The 16299-nt window shown below is 44.8% G+C and carries 19 protein-coding genes; 12 read left to right on the top strand and 7 right to left on the bottom strand.

Going from position 1 to position 16299, the window contains the following annotated elements; translation table 11 throughout:
- Positions 1-59: 59 nt before the first annotated feature.
- Entirely contained in the window at positions 60-272 is a 213-nt protein-coding gene (locus L0P88_RS11775) for a hypothetical protein (RefSeq protein WP_247134760.1), read from the top strand.
- On the opposite strand, the gene L0P88_RS11780 is transcribed toward L0P88_RS11775, so the two are convergent.
- From L0P88_RS11780 to L0P88_RS11800, 5 genes are all read right to left on the bottom strand, one after another.
- Positions 269-2647, bottom strand: a complete 2379-nt coding sequence (locus tag L0P88_RS11780) for a TonB-dependent receptor (RefSeq protein ID WP_247134761.1) — start codon at positions 2645-2647, stop codon at positions 269-271. The genes L0P88_RS11775 and L0P88_RS11780 overlap by 4 nt on opposite strands.
- Before the next feature lie 34 nt (positions 2648-2681).
- Positions 2682-3401 (bottom strand): DNA repair protein RecO, encoded by a 720-nt coding sequence (gene recO, locus L0P88_RS11785; RefSeq protein ID WP_247134762.1) that lies wholly within the window; start codon positions 3399-3401, stop codon positions 2682-2684.
- Between the two features lie 67 nt (positions 3402-3468).
- Positions 3469-4812, bottom strand: coding sequence for an NADP-specific glutamate dehydrogenase (gene gdhA, locus L0P88_RS11790; protein ID WP_247134763.1), 1344 nt, complete (start codon positions 4810-4812; stop codon positions 3469-3471).
- A 128-nt stretch (positions 4813-4940) separates the two neighbouring features.
- Positions 4941-6095 carry a cystathionine gamma-synthase gene (locus tag L0P88_RS11795; protein WP_247134764.1) on the bottom strand — a complete coding sequence of 385 codons (1155 nt, stop codon included), beginning with the start codon at positions 6093-6095 and terminating at the stop codon, positions 4941-4943.
- A 30-nt stretch (positions 6096-6125) separates the two neighbouring features.
- On the bottom strand, positions 6126-6599 hold the full coding sequence (locus L0P88_RS11800) for a DinB family protein (protein ID WP_247134765.1): 474 nt from the start codon (positions 6597-6599) through the stop codon (positions 6126-6128).
- Positions 6600-6676: 77 nt separating this feature from the next.
- Between L0P88_RS11800 and L0P88_RS11805 the strand changes: the two genes are divergently transcribed.
- From L0P88_RS11805 to L0P88_RS11825, 6 genes are all read left to right on the top strand, one after another.
- Positions 6677-6952, top strand: coding sequence for an ArsR/SmtB family transcription factor (locus tag L0P88_RS11805; RefSeq protein ID WP_247134766.1), 276 nt, complete (start codon positions 6677-6679; stop codon positions 6950-6952).
- 61 nt (positions 6953-7013) lie between these two features.
- A complete protein-coding gene (locus L0P88_RS23970) occupies positions 7014-7142 on the top strand; it encodes a hypothetical protein (RefSeq protein WP_281499733.1) in 129 nt (42 codons plus the stop codon).
- 3 nt (positions 7143-7145) lie between these two features.
- Entirely contained in the window at positions 7146-7841 is a 696-nt protein-coding gene (locus L0P88_RS11810; protein WP_247134767.1) for an aspartate/glutamate racemase family protein, read from the top strand.
- Positions 7842-7872: 31 nt separating this feature from the next.
- Positions 7873-8475 carry a short chain dehydrogenase gene (locus L0P88_RS11815; RefSeq protein WP_247134768.1) on the top strand — a complete coding sequence of 201 codons (603 nt, stop codon included), beginning with the start codon at positions 7873-7875 and terminating at the stop codon, positions 8473-8475.
- Between the two features lie 30 nt (positions 8476-8505).
- Entirely contained in the window at positions 8506-8859 is a 354-nt protein-coding gene (locus L0P88_RS11820; protein ID WP_247134769.1) for an arsenate reductase family protein, read from the top strand.
- A complete protein-coding gene (locus L0P88_RS11825; protein ID WP_247134770.1) occupies positions 8856-9749 on the top strand; it encodes a DMT family transporter in 894 nt (297 codons plus the stop codon). Before L0P88_RS11820 ends, L0P88_RS11825 begins: the two co-directional genes overlap by 4 nt.
- On the opposite strand, the gene L0P88_RS11830 is transcribed toward L0P88_RS11825, so the two are convergent.
- Complete coding sequence (locus tag L0P88_RS11830) at positions 9746-10963, bottom strand: DUF763 domain-containing protein (protein WP_247134771.1); 1218 nt, start codon at positions 10961-10963, stop codon at positions 9746-9748. The two genes, L0P88_RS11825 and L0P88_RS11830, sit on opposite strands and share 4 nt — an antisense overlap.
- Before the next feature lie 41 nt (positions 10964-11004).
- On the bottom strand, positions 11005-11478 hold the full coding sequence (locus L0P88_RS11835; protein WP_247134772.1) for an acyl-CoA thioesterase: 474 nt from the start codon (positions 11476-11478) through the stop codon (positions 11005-11007).
- Between the two features lie 99 nt (positions 11479-11577).
- On the opposite strand from L0P88_RS11835, the gene L0P88_RS11840 reads away from it, so the two are divergent.
- From L0P88_RS11840 to L0P88_RS11860, 5 genes are all read left to right on the top strand, one after another.
- Entirely contained in the window at positions 11578-12552 is a 975-nt protein-coding gene (locus L0P88_RS11840; RefSeq protein ID WP_247134773.1) for an NAD(P)H-dependent flavin oxidoreductase, read from the top strand.
- A 36-nt stretch (positions 12553-12588) separates the two neighbouring features.
- Positions 12589-13551, top strand: a complete 963-nt coding sequence (locus tag L0P88_RS11845) for a YheT family hydrolase (protein WP_247134774.1) — start codon at positions 12589-12591, stop codon at positions 13549-13551.
- 276 nt (positions 13552-13827) lie between these two features.
- Complete coding sequence (locus tag L0P88_RS11850) at positions 13828-15186, top strand: DUF5689 domain-containing protein (RefSeq protein WP_247134775.1); 1359 nt, start codon at positions 13828-13830, stop codon at positions 15184-15186.
- Between the two features lie 9 nt (positions 15187-15195).
- Positions 15196-15675 carry an ankyrin repeat domain-containing protein gene (locus L0P88_RS11855; RefSeq protein WP_247134776.1) on the top strand — a complete coding sequence of 160 codons (480 nt, stop codon included), beginning with the start codon at positions 15196-15198 and terminating at the stop codon, positions 15673-15675.
- The gene (locus L0P88_RS11860) at positions 15675-16298 is read left to right on the top strand and encodes an NUDIX hydrolase (protein WP_247134777.1); all 624 of its coding nucleotides are present in this window, start codon (positions 15675-15677) and stop codon (positions 16296-16298) included. The genes L0P88_RS11855 and L0P88_RS11860 overlap by 1 nt, the downstream gene beginning before the upstream one ends.
- Position 16299: the final 1 nt, after the last annotated feature.

Genomic DNA, 16299 nt, shown 5'->3' on the forward strand with positions numbered 1-16299 from the left:
CTTGTGTCAGAAATTAAAGTCTGCAAAATTAATCATTTAGTGGCAAAACCCACGTTTTTATGCAGGTAAAAGGCTTACCCCTAAGTTCATATGGTATACCGGCACCTGGTTTGGCCCGTCCTTTTTTTGAATCATATCACCAATACTTTCCCGTAACAAGGAAAACAATGGTTGCAGTGATGGTTTTGGGGGTTACCATTGTATTACAAGATTGGAAATACGATGGAAGAAACAGGCAAAAGATTGAAAATGGCCTGGAGGGGGTGCGTTAGAATTTGTAGCCCAGTCCCAAAATAGTATTAAACCCTGGGGCCACTATGCCGGAAGAGTAGGGTCTGTACCGTTGGTCCGTAATGTTTTCCAATGAAAAATTGGCATTCCAATGATTGGAAATCTTATAGCTGGATCTAAAATTTAGGGTGTACCATGATGGGGAGAAGGGATTTCCATTGGCATCGCTTTCGTAAATGAAATCTTTGTTCCGTTCGGAAAGGGCCAGGTCATCAAAAGGGATTTCGCCATTGTAGTTCAGGAAAAAATCGGCTTTGAATTTTTCGTTTTTCCATACAATATGGGCATCGGCAAAGGTTGGTGCTGCGTGGCGTGCTGCGGATTCCTCACCACTATCGTCTTCTTCGACACCTTCGGTAAGGGTGAGGTTGCCCAAGAATGACCAACGCTTTCCCATAAAGGCTTCAACCCCAAATTCAAAACCATAGATATAGGCATTGGCTGCATTTTGTATGGCCTGCACATTGCTCATTTCCCCATTGAACATAATTTCCCGTGCGCCGTTAAGGGTATAATCCCGTCGTACAAGGGCATCGACCAAATAGGTATAATAGGCTGCCGCCCTGACCACAATTTTGTCTTCAAAGTTTTTTCGAATCCCTAAATCAATATTATAGGCATATTCGGGCACCAAATCTGGATTGGGCACGACCACCGAACCGGGTTCAGAGTCAAAAATCTTCCCAATATCATCAATGTTGGGAGCCCTAAACCCCGTGGAACCGTTCAAGGTAAGTTGTAAGTTCTGTGTGGGAAACCAGCTGAAACCCAAGCTTCCGGTCAAAGCGCCCGTTATTAAATCGGCCTCCGTAAACGGGAAAGGGAAAAAAGTGTCATTAAATTGAGCATCGACCCAAACCTGACTATAATGCAATCCGGATAGTACGGTAAAATTAGGTTTTATACGGTATTCGCCATTCATATATCCAGCAAAGGTCTGCCACGTGGAACCATCCGGGTACCTGGATGGCGCAGGTTGGATTTCCTCGGTTTCAATATTTGTTTGATTTCCTTCGGAATTGACCTTATTGAATAAATACTCCAAACCGTAGTACAGCCGTAAGCCGCCAATTTTTTTGTTTTCAAAATCCAGGTTTAACGATAGGGCATCCACCTTTTCCCTTGTGGTAAACCGGGTGGGGTTTTGGAAATTCCTTTCGTTCCTGCTTTCCTCAAAAAATTGGTAGGCTGCGGTCAACTTTGCACCCGAATAGAACCGGTTTTTACCTTTTTGAACAATCTGTGCATTTCCCATAAACCATTTCTGGGGGCCATAGAACCACTCCGCTGAACGGAGACCTTCGCCATCCCTACTGGGACGAATAAGCCTATCGAATCTGGAATAGTCTGAAGTTTCCGAATAATACAACCCAAATCTATAGTCCCAGTCCGTATTTGGTTTGAATTCAAATTTTTGAAGGAGATTGATTTGGTCATAGCCGGATGGGGTCTGTACCAGGGGATCGCCGTTTTCGATCAATACGTCTGTTCCATTCCTTTGAACAACCCTGTTGTTTCGCAAATAGGATTCGGGGCCATGGGAACCCATTCTCAGGTCGCCAAAATTGTTGTAGGAGACACTGGTGTACGATGCCCAGGTCTGGTGGCCCAGATTAAAATCCACATGAGCGGTATTTTCCGTATTGGCGGAAGCAAATCTATAGAAGGCGCTTCCGGAAAAAGCCAGGCTATCCGTATAGGAAAAGCGAGGGTCTTTAGTGAAAAAGTTCATTACCCCACCTATGGCATCACTTCCATAGATAACGGAACCGGGCCCGAAAATTACCTCGGTATTTTTTACGGTAAAAGGGTCTATGGAAATGACATTCTGTACATTGCCTCCCCTAAAAATGGCATTGTTCATACGGACCCCGTCCACGGAAAGCAATACCCGATTGGTCGCGAATCCACGTATCATGGGACTACCGCCTCCCAATTGACTTTTTTGGACAAAGACCTGACCACTATTCTGCAATAGATCGGCGGAAGTCTGGGGATTGGTAAATGCGATGCTCTGCGCATTGATATTCGCAATTTTTTGTGGAATGTCCTTAAGTTGCTGTTCCCATCTGGATACCGACATTACCACCTCTTGTAACTGCTCCGGACTCAATTCCATGTAAATGCGCTCGCCCCTTTTTATAATCTGTGCCTTGGTTGCCGTAAAGGGTTGATAGCTTATGTGTTTAATGGTAATTTTCTCGCGTTGATCAAATTGGGAGATATCTGCGCGACCATCAAAATCCGAAATCGCCGTTCGTGATTTGTCCGCATTGTATAGGGCGGCATTTACAATAGGTGAACCAGAGTCCGCATCCAACAAGGTTACCTGTTGAGCGGTAACTTGGAAAACCATTAAGAGGAAAAGAGGAATAATTCCACTTCGCATATCAATCGAACACAGCATTTAATACCGCCAAGGACCTCGGACTTCTGAATCCCTGCAAATGTAACTCAAAATATAAAAGCACTTTTTTCAATAATTCTTGGCGTGTTTTTTTGGTCAGCTTTATAGGAATAATACCATCAAAATTTATGCCTAAAAATTGGCGAAAACCATCCAACGCCATCCCATCCATCATTGGGTTCAAGGAGGGGGTATTGGTAAAACAACCTTCTTGAAGGTCAAAATACGGGAAATGTGTATTCTCCATATCTGGATAAAACCCCAAATAATTGGTCAGGTGTACCAGAAAGAGAATGGGGTAATTGGCTATTTTTTTGTTTTCGTCCAACCAGATGAGAGCATACTCTAAGTAGCTAAAAAGGCCTTGGTCCTTTTCCTCTTCCTGAATACAAATGGTCAAAAACTCACTGAGGAAGAGCACAATGCTATTTTTTACAATCTCGGAGTGGAGGGTTTTGTAGGAATGGGCCAATTTGGCCTCACGAATACTTTCCAAGCTCCCCTTATTGCGATGGTTTGCCACAAGTTCCAATTGTGTCAAGGGTTGGAACAATGCGGGTCTTAATTTGCCTTTTTTGGAGGTAAGTACCCCTTTTAAAAGATAGGATTTAAGGCCATCGGAGGCGGTAAAGACTTTCACTATAAGACTGGTGTCGCCATATTTTAGTGAAGAGAGGACAATGGCCTTGGTGGTTACTTGCATATCCCAAATATAAAGACCCGATACCTTTAATCGGCTATCGGGCCTTGTGATAGGATTAACTTAGGGATTAAATCACCCCCTGTGCAAGCATGGCATCGGCCACTTTTACGAAACCGGCAATATTGGCACCTTTGACATAGTTACAATACCCGCCTTCTTCCGTCCCATACTCAATGCAAGAGTTATGGATATCGTTCATAATACCTTTTAAGCGGTCATCCACCTCAGCCCTTGTCCAACTGATCCTTAGGGAATTCTGGGACATTTCCAAACCGGAAGTGGCGACACCTCCGGCATTGGAGGCCTTCCCGGGCGCGAACAATATTTTGGCCTCATGGAAGGCATGGATGGCCTCTGGTGTGGAAGGCATATTGGCCCCCTCAGCAACGGCAATGCATCCATTTTTGATCAATGCTTTGGCATCATCACCACCAAGTTCGTTTTGTGTGGCGCAGGGAAGGGCAACATCACACGGTACTTCCCATGGTGTTTTCCCTTTGTGGTACTCGGCATTGGGGTATTGGTCAACGTATTCGGATATACGCCCGCGACGATTGTTCTTCAAATCCATGATCCAGGCCAGTTTTCCTTTGTCAATACCGTCTTTATCATAAATATAACCTCCAGAGTCGGAAAGTGTCAGCACTTTACCGCCCAAATGCATTACTTTTTCTGCGGCATATTGTGCAACGTTACCGGAACCGGAGATAATCACATTTTTTCCTTCAAAGGAATTGTTTTGGGTTCTGAGCATGCTATCGGCAAAATAGACGGTACCATAGCCTGTGGCCTCTGGTCGAATGAGTGAGCCCCCCCAGGACAATCCCTTGCCGGTCAAGACACCTGTGAACTCGTTCTTGATTTTTTTGTACTTGCCAAATAGGAAACCAATTTCCCGGGCACCCACGCCAATATCCCCGGCGGGAACGTCCGTATAAGGCCCAATATGTTTGCTGAGTTCGCTCATAAAAGCATGGCAAAAGCGCATGACTTCATCATCGGATTTTCCTTTGGGATCAAAATCCGAACCTCCTTTACCACCCCCCATGGGCAAGGTGGTGAGGCTGTTTTTGAATACCTGTTCAAATGCCAAAAACTTCAATACACTGGCATTTACCGTTGGATGGAAACGGAGCCCACCTTTGTAGGGCCCAATGGCCGAATTCATCTGGATCCGGTATCCACGGTTTACATGGATTTCACCCTTGTCATCTACCCAGGCCACACGAAATGAAATCAATCGTTCGGGCTCCACCATTCTAAGCAAAATGTTTTTGCCGTGGTAAATGTCCTTCGTTACAATATAAGGTATAACGGTTTCGGCCACTTCTTGGACCGCTTGAATAAATTCTGGCTCATGACCATTTCGGGCCTTCACCTCATCCATAAATGCTTTAATCTTTGCTTCCATATAAGGATTGGTAAATTGTTAATTATGACCTTTTTATAAGGGTCATTTTTATTGAATTAGGAATATGGGGGCAAAAATATGTCAACTATATAATATGAGGCCCAAAAATTGAAAATTTTTCAATTTTCTTAACCTATGGCCTGTTCCAGGTCGGCAATTAGGTCCTCAATGGCCTCTATGCCAACGCTCAATCGAATGAGGGAATCCACTACGCCACTTTTTTCGCGTTCTTCTTTTGGAATACTGGCGTGGGTCATACTTGCTGGGTGGCCAGCCAAACTCTCCACCCCTCCCAGGGATTCGGCAAGGGTAAACACCCGTAGGTTTTCAACAATCTTTACAGCATCTTCGAACGAACCTCCTTTTGGGATAAATGAAATCATCCCACCAAAGTCATCCATTTGTGCCTTGGCAATAGCATAATTGGGATGATCCTCAAATCCTGGCCAGCATACTTTTTCGATTTTGGGATGTTTCCTGAGATACTCGGCAATGGCTTTACCATTTTCACAGTGCCGCTGCATTCGCACATGTAAGGTTTTGATACCTCGAAGGGTCAAAAAACTGTCCATTGGCCCACAAACGGCACCGCTGGCATTTTGGATGAAATATAGCTTTTCGGCCAATTCCTTATCCTTGACCACCAAGGCACCAACCACTACATCGCTATGCCCACCCAGGTATTTGGTGGCGGAATGCATCACAATATCAGCGCCCAGATCCAACGGTCTCTGCAAGTAAGGTGTGGCAAAGGTATTGTCCACGGCCAATAGCAACCCTTTTTCCTTGGCGAGATCCGCAATGGATTTGATATCGATGATGTTCATCATGGGATTGGTAGGGGTTTCCACCCATATCAATTTGGTTTTGTCGGTAATCTTCTCAGCGATCGTATCCACACTTTGCATCCCAATAAAATGAAAGGAGATGCCCAGCTTTTCATACACTTTCAGGAACAGGCGATAACTTCCTCCGTATAGATCATTTGTGGATATCACCTCATCCCCTGGCTCCAACAATTTAATAATGGCATCAATTGCCGATAGCCCACTTGCGAATGCCAGACCATATGCCCCGTTCTCAATACTGGCCAATGAATTTTCCAGGGCGGTACGCGTGGGATTGGCACTTCTGGAATATTCAAAACCCTTATGTGCTCCCGGTGTGGACTGCGCATAGGTGGAGGTTTGGTAAATGGGTGGCATTACGGCACCATAGGCAGCATCGGGTTGTTGGCCACCGTGAATGGTTTTGCTATTGAATTTTAAATCTTTATTGTTCATGGAACTTTTGTTCGAAAGTTGGCTGCAAAATTACACTTTTACCGCTCGGCTCAATGCTAAGATATTCCCAAGGTGCAATCCCTCATGAAAAACATTGAAGGCAATGGCGTCCTCAACGGAATTGAGTTCCACTTTTGGAGTGGTCATGTAGGAATTAAAACTTAGAAAGGCCCCACTTTGATAATCTTCAACGGTCTTTTCGGGCAGTCTAAAAAGCGCCGCACGTATTTCAGCGAATTCCATTTCATCCGGAACACCGGAAGGGAAGGTCCCTTTTTGATATTTGGCAACCAATACCGGTGAAATGATCAAGGGCAGTCCACTGAGCCCATAGACCAGTTTTTGTTGGGTAACCACTACATGGGCAATGTTCCACCAGATGTTGTTGTTGAATCCTTTGGGGATTTTATGGAGCAACTCCGCTGGAGTATCCATTAAATACTTGTATAGGATTTTTCGATTCTGTCGGGTAATTGTAAAGAGTTGTTCCACAGTTTGATGCATTGACATATCTAATTTTCTAGATATATAAATATATTGTTTATCTTCGCAAGGTGAATATAATTGAAATAAGTAAAATATTGTCCAATAAAACCCGGGTTCAAATCCTCAAATGGCTTAAGGATCCGGAAGGGAATTTCCCTCCCCACCAGGACATTGACCATTTTGATGATGGCGTATGCGTAGGGTATATCCAGGATAAAACAGGATTGTCCCAGTCTACGATCTCAACCTATTTAAACGCAATGCAAAACGCCAATTTGGTAATTCCCACAAGGCACGGGAAGTGGACCTATTACCGAAGGAATGAAGAAGTGATACGGGAGTATTTGGAAACCTTAAAAAAGGAACTTTAATTTTTTTTTTTGACCTAAACATATCTAGATTTTGCGAATTATAAATATTAAAACAGATACTATGGATTGTAGCATTGCCTGTAATGCAGCCGTAAAAACCGAGAGGGAGGGAAACAGGACATCCCTATTGACAAAGTGGTTGCAACGTATTAGAATTGAAGGAGCGGAAGAACTGTCAAAAACCAAATAAACGATGATGAAAACCATTGGATTGATTGGGGGAATGAGTTGGCAATCCTCCAAATTCTATTATGAATACCTGAACCAAATTGTGGCAGAAAGACTTGGTGGGTCGCATTCGGCAAGGATTTTAATGAGTTCCGTTGACTTTTCAGGAATTGAGAAACTGTCTTTTGAAGGCGATTGGGATGCCATAGGCCAATTAATGGCTAAAGAGGCCAAACGACTTGAAACCGCAGGGTCGGATGTGGTTATTTTGGGGACCAACACCATACATCTTGTGGCGGAATACATCAATCGGGCCATTTCAGTGCCATTTTTGCACATTGCTACCGCTACAGGTGCAGCCGTTAGCGAAAGGAAACTTAAAAAGGTGGGGCTTTTGGGAACCCAATTCACTATGGAAAAGGATTTTTATACCAAAATTCTGACTGAGGATTTCAATTTGGAGGTGCTTGTTCCTTCCCTGGAAGAAAGGGTCTATTTACAGGACTTAATTTATGGTGAGTTGGTCAAGGGGGTATTTACAAATGAGGCCAGGGAACGGTGTTTGGAAATCATTGGGAACCTAAAAAAGGAGGGTGCCGAAGGTGTTATCCTGGGATGTACGGAATTGCCCATTCTAATTCCTGGAGCGGAGGTCGCCATTCCCACTTTTGATACCACAATGCTTCACTCCAAGGCAGCTGTGGATTTCGCCCTGCGTTGAAAAACCGAAGTTATACCTAGAGAAGAACGAAATGAAAATAGTGATAGTAGGGGGAAATGGGACGATAGGAAGAAAAGTTGCCGCCCATTTTAGAACGGACCATACGGTTATTGTCGCCGGAAGGACAAAAGGTGATGTTTCCGTGGATATGGAATCCAGTACCTCAATTGAAAACATGTTTGCCCAAACCGGCACCGTGGATGCCATAATCTGTACTGCGGGAGAAGCAAAATGGGCTACCTTCCGAACACTTAGCGAGGAAGATTATTATATCGGATTTAAAAGTAAACTCATGGGACAGGTAAATCTTACCAGAATTGGTCAATCGTATGTAAACCCCAATGGTTCCATAACCTTGACCACGGGAATTTTAGCAGATGACCCTGTTGAAAAAACAGCAAGTGCAGCTATGGTGAACGGGGCAATTCATAGCTTTGTAAAAGCGGCATCTTTGGAATTGGTCAATGGGTTGCGCCTGAATGCGGTTTCGGCCGGTATGGTCGAGGATGCCTATGAAAAATACAGGGATTATTTTCCAGGGCACAATCCAGTTGCAATGACCAAGGTAGTCAATGGGTATGTGAGGAGTGTACTGGGTAAGGATAATGGCAACATCATCCGCATTTACGAATAGGAAATCAAACTTTAATAGAAAATCAAACATATGAAAAAGATATTCCACTTGGAGAGCTGTAAAACCTGCCAGAAGATTTTGGCGGAACTTCAACCTTTGGATGGGGTTGAGGTGAGGGAAATCAAGTCAAAAGGAGTAAGCCCGGCAGAGCTGGAGGAAATGAGGGCATTGACGGACTCCTATGAATCCCTGTTCAGCAGACGCGCGATGTTGTTTCGTCAACGTGGTTTGAACAATCAGGAATTGGGTGAGGACGATTATAAAAACCTCATTTTGGAACATTACACCTTTTTAAAACGACCTGTTGTCGTGGTGGATGACCAAATTTTTATTGGCAACGCCAAAAAACAAGTTGAGGGTGCCAAGGCCGCCTTGCACGGATGAGCAAACGCAACCTTGCCTTTTTGGCCGCCATAGGGGCCACTATAATTTACGGTATTAACCATACCATCGCAAAAGGGGTAATGCCCACTTATGTTACCCCGTTTGCCTTTATTTTTTTGCGCGTAGTAGGCGCTGCCATCCTTTTTTGGGGCATTTCCTTTTTGGGTCCCAGGGAAAGGATAGCGCATAAGGATTGGTTACGGATGGTTGTCGCCGCATTATTGGGCATGGTCATCAATATGCTCTCCTTTTTTAAAGGCTTGGAATTGTCCACGCCCATAAACAGTGCGGTGCTCATTACCATTAGTCCCATTATCGTGGTGGTTCTCAGTGCCGTGTTTTTGGAAGAACGGATTACAAAAAACAAGGGGTTTGGTATTGCCCTTGGATTTATAGGGGCCCTTATGCTTGTCCTTTTTGGTGCGGAAATACGTAAGGATGCCCCCAATATCCCTTTGGGAAACAGTCTGTTTATTCTTAATTCGCTTGCCTATGCCGGCTATTTGATCGTAGCCAAAAAACTGGTGGAAAAATACCATCCCTTTACCTTAATGCGTTGGCTGTTCACCATTGCGGTCATCATTAATTTCCCCGTCACTTTTGGCTATTTTCTGGAAATTGAATGGACTACCATGCCGCTTTGGGCCTATGGCGTCATTGCCTTTGTCGTTGTAGGGACAACCTTCTGCACCTATTTGTTCAACATCTTTGCCATGACAGAGTTAAGGGCAAGTACCATAGGGGCTTTCATCTATGTGCAACCACTTTTCGGAATCCTTTTTGCGTTGCTAACAGGAAAGGATACGCTGACCTTGGTAAAAATTTTGGCTGCTTCCCTGGTTTTATTGGGGGTGTATTTGGCAAGTAGGAAGGTTAGGGCAAGGCCTTAATCGTTAAAATCCTCAAATAAATTCAATTGCTTACCCTTGGGAGGTTTGGCGTAGCCAAAAACACTCCGCCCCCCATAGGTATGGGATGTTTCATTTTCTTTTTTGACCAAGGCATCGAAATTTTGATTGGGGGTAAAGTCCTTTTCTGCCTTTTGCGCCATTTCGGTGAGTTTCTGAATTGCCTTTAATTTGTCCGTTCGACCAATTTTGGCCTTGTCCACCGCGGTTTTCATGGTTATGATCACCTCATCATACACTTTGGTAGGTACGGGAAAAGGGGTAGCATCCTTACCGCCATGGGCAAAGGAAAATCGGGCCGGATCAGCAAAACGCGAAGGTGTACCATGGATGACTTCGCTCACCAGGGTGAGGGATTGTAAGGTTCTTGGTCCAAGGCCCTTTAGCAATAAAAGTTCCTCAAATTTTTGGGTTTCATTTTCCTGGGCCAACCAGAGGACACTTCCCAATCGTTTCAAGTTAACGTCCTTGGCCTTGATATTGTGATATCCGGGGACAATTAAATGGGGAAGTTCCTTGATAATTTTGTCCGGATGTTCCTTTGAGATTTCCAGGATCGCATTTTGGGTCACTTCGGCTTCTTTGTGGACAAGATTCAGGATATTTCCGTGGTGTTCACCACAAACGGCGGTATGGGGTTCCCGAACAAAATTGGTTATGGAACCGGAATGCCAGTGATAGCGCCGGGCCTTACCATTTTTTGGATTCATCCCCTGTTGTACTACGGTCCACGCTCCCGTATCCGTTACCAAAAAATTATGAATGTAGAGTTGATATCCATCCTGTAGGGCGGTGTTGTCCACTTTGGAACTGAGCTTGCTGTTCCGCGCGAGTTCGTTCCCATCCAGGCCGGTTTTCATCCCTACTTGGATAAGTTCCTGTGGGGTTTTTAAGGAATGTTTTCCCTTGCCCCCACAGACATAGATACCCAGTTGTTGGGAAACCGGGGCAATAACCTGTTTCAAAACATTTAAGACCGTCGTGGTAACACCGGAAGAGTTCCAGTCCATACCAATGACCGTACCAAAACTTTGGAACCAGAAAGGATGGGCCAAACGCTCTATAAAGCCTTCTTTCCCGTGCTCATGGATAATGGCTTCCACCATGGGAAGGGCGAGCCCCTTCATTCTATTGAAGAGCCAGGGTGGCACATGGCCACCATGCAAGGTCAAATCTGCTGTTCCGGAACGGGCCATTGCAAATGGTTTCCTTAAAGATAGGAGATTCGGCAAACAACTTATAGGTCTACGGGTCTTTTGGCAAACTTTCGGGTATCGGCTTTGGTCAAGACCCTAAAATCGGTGTCTTTTGGAATTGCATTGAATCGTGCAAGGATTTCCTTTGGTAGGTCGGTCAGTTTTCGAGTCTTTAAGTCCATCCAACCCCCCATGAGTTCCGTATGCGCAAAGTTTTTTCCGTTGGCATCATAGAAGTCGTGATGAAATTCAAAAAACTTTCCATCCCCGCTTAATCCCTTTAGGCCCAGGGAAACTTTTATGGGCTTGCCAGGAAAGACCTCCTTGAAATAATAGATGTGTTCGTAGAAAACAACGGGACCAATTTGATGGGCTGCCATATATTTTTGGTCAAAACCCACACTGGCCAAGAAGTCGACCCGGGTATGGCTGCCAAAATCCAAATAAGCGGAATTGGCCAAATGCCTGTTCGCATCCATATCACTCCATCGAATCTCAATTTCCTTAAAAAACATAGACTAAAAATATTATGCATGCATAACAATTCACAAAAATACGCTAGTTTTGGTGTAAGTCATCAAAAATAATTATCCAGATCATTTAAATAAAAGACCATGAACCCAAAAGCCGACTTCATAAATACACTTTCCCTTCCTGCAATTGCCGCCCCTATGTTTTTGATATCCGGTCCTAAGTTGGTCATCGAATGTTGCAAGAATGGAATAGTGGGTACCTTTCCCGCTTTGAACCAAAGAACCAGTGAGGGTTTTGAGGAATGGTTGGTTGAAATAAAAACGGAGCTGGCCAATTGGGAACAGGAAACCGGTAAGAAGGCAGCACCTTTTGGAGTAAATATTATTGTGCACCCCACAAATCCCAGGGTGGAAACGGATGTAAGACTGTGTGTGAAACATCAGGTTCCCCTGGTCATCACTTCTTTGGGTGCCGTTCAAATGGTTGTGGATGCGATCCATAGCTATGGTGGATTGGTGTTCCATGACGTGATTAAAAAGCGCCATGCGCAGAAAGCAGCTGGGGCTGGAGTGGATGGCCTGATTTTGGTGGCCGCAGGAGCTGGTGGTCATGCCGGAACCATAAATCCAATGACCTTGGTGGCCGAAACCAAACAATTCTTTGATAAGACCATCGTCCTTTCCGGCTGTATCAGTACTGGGAGGGACATTGCCTCAGCCATGCAGATGGGTGCGGATTTGGCTTATATGGGAACCCGGTTCATTAATGTAAAGGAAAGTAAGGCCCCCGAGGCCTATCAACAGATGATCATTGATGCCGGAGCGAGTGATGTAACCTACACTGCCGCAATTTCTGGAGTACATGCCAACTTTTTGTCCAAGAGTCTGGAAGCGGCCGGGTTGTCCGCTGAAGATTTGAAAAAGGATCAAAAAATCGATTTTGGAAAAGAATTGGATACGGAGCACAAAGCCTGGAAGACCATTTGGTCTGCGGGACAGGGGTCCGCACTAATTGAGGAGACCCTTTCCATTGCCGAATTGACCGATAAATTGAAGTCGGAATTTAAAGAAGCCGTTGAGGAACAGCACAAGCTTTTGGAGATTTTCCCAAAGTAATGTTCGGATAAATCAAGCTTTTTATATCTTAGGGAAATGCCACTGGTTCCCTCCAATTATCGCCCTCCGTTTCTTTTTAGAAACGGACATTTTTCCACAATTTATGCTGGGGCCATCAGGAAAGTCCATGGTGTTATCCAAAAAAGGGAACGCTTGGAACTCCAGGATGGTGATTTCCTGGATTTGGACTGGAGTGAGTCCATCCAACCCACGGAAAAGGTGGCTGTCCTACTCCACGGTCTGGAAGGCGATGCACGACGGCATTACATTACCGGAAGTGCCAAAAAACTGACCCAAAACAATTTTGATACCTGTGCCGTTAACTTTAGGGGGTGCAGTGGACAGCCCAACCGTTTGTACCGTTCCTACCACTCAGGGGCAACCAAAGATTTAGTGGCGGTAATAGGCCATATTTTGAATACCAAGGATTACACCAAAATATACCTTCTGGGGTTCAGTCTCGGCGGTAATCTGGCCTTAAAATATCTCGGGGAAGGGCATCCCATACCTAAAGAAGTAACGGCAGCGGTAGCGGTTTCGGTCCCTTGTGACTTAAAAGATGCCTGTGACCAATTATTGCAATCAAAGAATGTGTTGTATTCGGCGCGTTTCAAGAAACATTTATTGGCGAAACTTCGCAAGAAACAACAACTTTTTCCAACAAAAATTTCAGAGGGCACCATTAACAAAATCAGTACGCTAAAGGACTTTGATGATGCCTATACCGCTCCTGCCCACGGGTTTGCAGATGCCTTGGATTATTATGCCCAATGCAGTTCCAAGCAATTCCTGCCTAAAATTACCACACCTAGTTTGATCATAAATGCCAAGGACGACTCCTTTTTGGGAGAGGCCTGTTATCCGTACAAAGAAGCCAAGGACAATCCCAGCCTTTATTTAGAGGTCCCGGAATTTGGGGGTCATGTTGGTTTTTGGGGTAGAAGGAATATTAGCTATGCCGAAGAAAGGACATTGAATTTTTTTAAAAGCATACATTGAACTCATTTAAACTTTTTCAAATGGCTAAAAAATTGTCCTTTTGCTTGCCACCGCGCCTTCTGGCTCCTCCCTGCGAAAAGCCCAGTGGGCTTTTCGGCAACCGTTCGGCCCTGTCTTTTTTTCCTTCCGTAGCCCAGCTACCTGCCCACCATGCGGAAAGGCAGGCGGGTGCAACTCAAAAAAGCCTTCAACTGGCCACAAAATCCCTAATTTTCGCCTCATTCCAAAAAGATTAAATGAGTTCATTTATAATCAAGCATACCAATCAACCATTTTATGATAAAAATAAGCTCCCCTTTCATAGGCACCTGTGTTTTGCTCTCCTCCTGTGTGGCTACCAATGAATTTGATACTGCTGAAAGTAGCTGCACTTCGGATATTGAGGCAAATGTTACTTTTTCCGAAGTGAAATCCCTCTACCAAGGGGAAATTTTACAAATCCAAGAGGATTGGGTGATTGAAGGATACGTGGTTTCTTCGGATAGGGCCAAGAACTTCTTTAGTGTGCTGCACTTTCAGGATAGTCCGATCGATCCTTCGGAAGGTTTCCAAATCGAAATAGATGTTCGGGACAATTGCTTGCTGTTTCCGGAAGGCAGTAGGATTCTCATCAAATTAAAGGGATTGTACCTGGGCCAAAGTAAGGATGTTTTTAAGTTGGGAGGGACCTTTGCCGCGTTTGGGACAACTTCGGTGGGTCGGTTACCTTCCTTAATGGTCCCTGAACACATTTTTGTTTCCTGCGATGCCTTTGTGGATATTGTTCCAAGGGATATTGCCATTTCCGAGTTAAATGCCACAATGACCAATACCCTGGTACGATTTCGGGATATGGAGGTGGTTGAGGAGGAATTGGACAGTATCTTCGCTTTAAAGGGAGAAGGGACGGAACGTCATCTTATTGACTGCTCCGATGATGGGTTGACCTTGTTGAACAGTGGATTTTCGGATTTTCAAGCGCAACCCCTTCCCCAAGGCAAAGGCTCCATAACAGGGGTGCTTTTGAGGGAAAATGACGATTATTTTTTGGCCATTAGGGATAGGGCCGATATTGACTTCAGCAATGAACGATGTGCAGCATTAATTACGGAGTTTACCTCCAATGCGCTTTTCTTTTCGGAATTGGCAGACCCCAACAACAACGCCGATGCCCGATTTTTGGAATTGTACAATTCGGCCAGTACACCTTTGGATTTGAACGGTTGGTCCATTCGTAGATATACCAATGCCAATACCGATATCAGTTCCACGATTGACCTTACAGGATTGGTAATTGATGCGGAAAGTACTTTGGTCATTTCCCCCAATGCCACAGCCTTTGAAACGGTCTATGGCTTTCCACCGGATTTAGGGGTTGGCACCAATAGTCCTGCAGATTCCAATGGGGATGATAACCTGGAACTGGTAGATCCTTTTGGAACCGTAATCGATGTCTTTGGGGTGGTAGGTGAGGACGGTTCCGGCACCAATCATGAGTTTGAGGACGGTAGGGCGGTTAGGAATCCTGAAATTTCCACGGGAAATCCAACCTATACTTTTTTGGAATGGACTATTTTTAATGACTCGGGAAGAGCAGGAACACTGAACCAACCACAAAATGCTCCGGAAGATTTCTCCCCAGGTTCTAGAAATTAAGAATTGGATATGGTATCAAAAGCAGACTTTTTTAAGGACATCCGCAACGGAAATTTAGAAGGGGTCCAAGCCGTTTTAAAGCATAGTCCGGAATGGGTCAACAGTACGGATGAAAGAGGCTCAACCCCATTATTGCTGACTACGTACTATGGACATTTGGAAATCGCAAAATACCTTCTGGAAAGTGGCGCCGAAGTGGATGCCAAGGATGGTTCGGGAAATACCGCTTTAATGGGGGTCTGTTTTAAGGGATATGAAGAAATTGCTTCCTTACTGGTAAAAGCGGGGGCCAATGTGAACCATGTAAACAGTATGGGAGCCACTTGCCTGATTTATGCCGCTACCTTCAATAAAATTGGAATTGCAAAAAACCTTTTGGAACATGGTGCAGATATCAAGGCGACGGATGCCCGGGGCAATTCTGCATTGGACAATGCCAGGATGCAGGAGGCACAGGAAATGGTTGAACTCTTGGAACACTATATGTGATGGATGCAAAGGAACAATTGGACGTTGTTAAAAGAATAAAGGCGATAGCAGAAACCGGGTTGGTCTATGCTGCGGATGCGTATGACAAGGAACGCTATGAGGAACTACGGGAAATAGGGTTAAAATTGATGGCCTATCTTTCCCAGGAGCCCTTCACAAAACTCAACGGCTTTTTTCTTCCCCAATTGGATTATCCGACCCCTAAGGTAGATGTACGGGGATTTGTACTTAATGAAAGCGATGAGCTACTTATGGCCCAAGAGCGTGTGGATGGCAAGTGGACCATCCCTGGAGGATGGGCAGATGTAGGCAATACACCAACGGAAGTGGCGGTAAAGGAAATCAGGGAAGAAACGGGACTGGACGCCGAAATTGTCAGATTATTGGCCGTTTACGATAAACAACGTCATAAACACCCCCCGGAACCCCATTATATTTACAAGCTGATATTCCTGTGCCGAGTTAACGGTGGAGAATTAAAGGCCGGATTTGACATGCAGGGGGTAGGATGGTTTTCTTTGGACAACCTTCCTCCGCTCTCGGAAGAACGTATCCTGGAAAACCAATTGAGACACTTATTTCAATTGGTTAAAGAGGATGTAAAAGAGGTGTATTCTGATTGAT

Origin of the sequence: Muricauda sp. SCSIO 64092 (assembly GCF_023016285.1) — a bacterium.
In the GTDB taxonomy this organism is placed as follows: domain Bacteria; phylum Bacteroidota; class Bacteroidia; order Flavobacteriales; family Flavobacteriaceae; genus Croceivirga.